At 51.6% G+C, this 2500-nt stretch carries 1 rRNA gene (only partly in view); it reads right to left on the bottom strand.

The annotated features are described in order from the left end of the window. A 23S ribosomal RNA gene (locus C5J22_RS30700) occupies positions 1-2019 on the bottom strand; it reaches 782 nt to the left of the window's first position. Between the last annotated feature and the right edge of the window lie 481 nt (positions 2020-2500).

Genomic DNA, 2500 nt, shown 5'->3' with positions numbered 1-2500 from the left:
CCGACACGAATGCCAGTGTAAAGCTATAGTAAAGGTGCACGGGGTCTTTCCGTCTGACCGCAGGAACCCCGCATCTTCACGGGGAATTCAATTTCACTGAGTCTATGTTGGAGACAGCGGGGAAGTCGTTACGCCATTCGTGCAGGTCGGAACTTACCCGACAAGGAATTTCGCTACCTTAGGACCGTTATAGTTACGGCCGCCGTTTACTGGGGCTTCGATTCAAAGCTTGCACCTCTCCTCTTAACCTTCCAGCACCGGGCAGGCGTCAGACCCTATACGTCGTCTTTAGACTTCGCAGAGCCCTGTGTTTTTGATAAACAGTCGCTACCCCCTGGTCTGTGCCACCCCATTATGGTTGCCCAAAATGGGGTCACGCTTCTTCCGAAGTTACGCGTGCAATTTGCCGAGTTCCTTCAACATAGTTCTCTCAAGCGCCTTGGTATACTCTACCTGACCACCTGTGTCGGTTTCGGGTACGGTCTATACGGTGGAGCTATTTCCTGGAACCGCCCCACTGCCCAACCAATCCAATAAGGTTGAACAATTTTTGCGATCCGTCACTACCACCAGGCCCACGAATATTAACGTGGTTCCCATCACCTACGCATTTCTGCCTCGGCTTAGGGGCCGGCTAACCCTGCTCAGATTAACTTTAAGCAGGAACCCTTGGTCTTTCGGCGAGAGGGTCTCTCACCCTCTTTATCGTTACTCATGTCAACATTCGCACTTCCGATACCTCCAGAGGCCCTCACGGGTCCTCCTTCACAGGCTTACGGAACGCTCCGCTACCACACGTGACAAGTCACGTATCCTCAGCTTCGGTGCATGGCTTTAGCCCCGTTACATTTTCGGCGCAAAGACCCTTAATTAGACCAGTGAGCTGTTACGCTTTCTTTAAATGATGGCTGCTTCTAAGCCAACATCCTGGTTGTTTTGGGATCCTCACATCCTTTCCCACTTAGCCATGACTTGGGGACCTTAGCTGGAGGTCAGGGTTGTTTCCCTTTTCACGACGGACGTTAGCACCCGCCGTGTGTCTGCCGATTAGTACTCCCGGGTATTCGGAGTTTGGTTAGGATCAGTAAGACGGTGAGTCCCCATAGCCCATCCAGTGCTCTACCCCCCGGGGTATTCGATCGACGCACTACCTAAATAGTTTTCGCGGAGAACCAGCTATTTCCGAGTTTGATTGGCCTTTCACCCCTAGCCACAAGTCATCCCAATCTATTGCAACAGATGCGGGTTCGGTCCTCCAGTTGGTGTTACCCAACCTTCAACCTGCTCATGGCTAGATCACTCGGTTTCGGGTCTAATGCAACTAACTGAACGCCCTGTTCAGACTCGCTTTCGCTGCGCCTACACCTACCGGCTTAAGCTTGCTAGTTACACTAAGTCGTTGACCCATTATACAAAAGGTACGCCGTCAGGCTTGCGCCCTCCGACTGTTTGTAGGCATCCGGTTTCAGGTTCTATTTCACTCCCCTTGTCGGGGTGCTTTTCACCTTTCCCTCACGGTACTTGTTCGCTATCGGTCATGCACGAGTACTTAGGCTTGGAGAGTGGTCTCCCCATGTTCAGACAGGATTTCACGTGTCCCGCCCTACTCTAGGACAATCAGTGTTCTACGCCTACGGGGCTATCACCCGCTACGGCCGCCTTTTCCAAAGCGTTCGGCTTTATTCCTGATTGCCACTGGCCTGGTCCGTGTTCGCTCGCCACTACTTACGGAGTCTCGGTTGATGTCCTTTCCTGCAGGTACTTAGATGTTTCAGTTCCCTGCGTTCGCTTCTTACCCCTATTTTATTCGAAGGTAAGATACCTTTTAACAATACCTAGAAACCTAAACCGTCCCGAAAGACGGCTTAAACTTTCTAGGTATCTAAGGTGGGTTGCCCCATTCGGAGATCCATGGATCAAAGCTCATTCGCAGCTCCCCACGGCTTATCGCAGCGTATCACGTCCTTCTTCGCCTGTGCATGCCAAGGCATCCACCAAATGCCCTTACGACACTTAATCGTTCTCATTGCCAATGCTCATCAATATAGCCACCCATCAGGTTTCCCCAATGCGTGGCGGACCGGTTACCTTTTACAACCAGCCCTTCTCATGATGCCATCGACGTGTTCGACAAATCTGCTTTATTGGAACTACGCCGAGCAGTTCGCTTGCAGTCTGTCTTTAAGACCAGCTTCTCGAGATGTGATCCAGGACCGCGCGGTCAGGCAACGGCCATCAGTAAGTCATCAGAGCCATCCTTCAGGACAAGTCCCTCAAAATGACAACAACGACCGACCAGAGTGACAAGCTTCCTACCTATTCCGGCCCCTCTTTCGTATCCGGCCGGCTAGGCCATCAACGACATCATTGGAACCGGCTTCGGACATGGGCCTAAACCCATACCTGGAAGCCTCCAGATCAATCTTCTCTTCACGATTTTTGCAGAACAGGCACAGACGCAAATGCGTCGTGCAAACTTTTATTTCTTCAGAAGACAAAG

It is taken from the genome of Neorhizobium sp. T25_13, from assembly GCF_002968675.1.
GTDB lineage: Bacteria > Pseudomonadota > Alphaproteobacteria > Rhizobiales > Rhizobiaceae > Neorhizobium > Neorhizobium tomejilense.
This window is presented reverse-complemented; position numbering and strand designations above follow the sequence as displayed.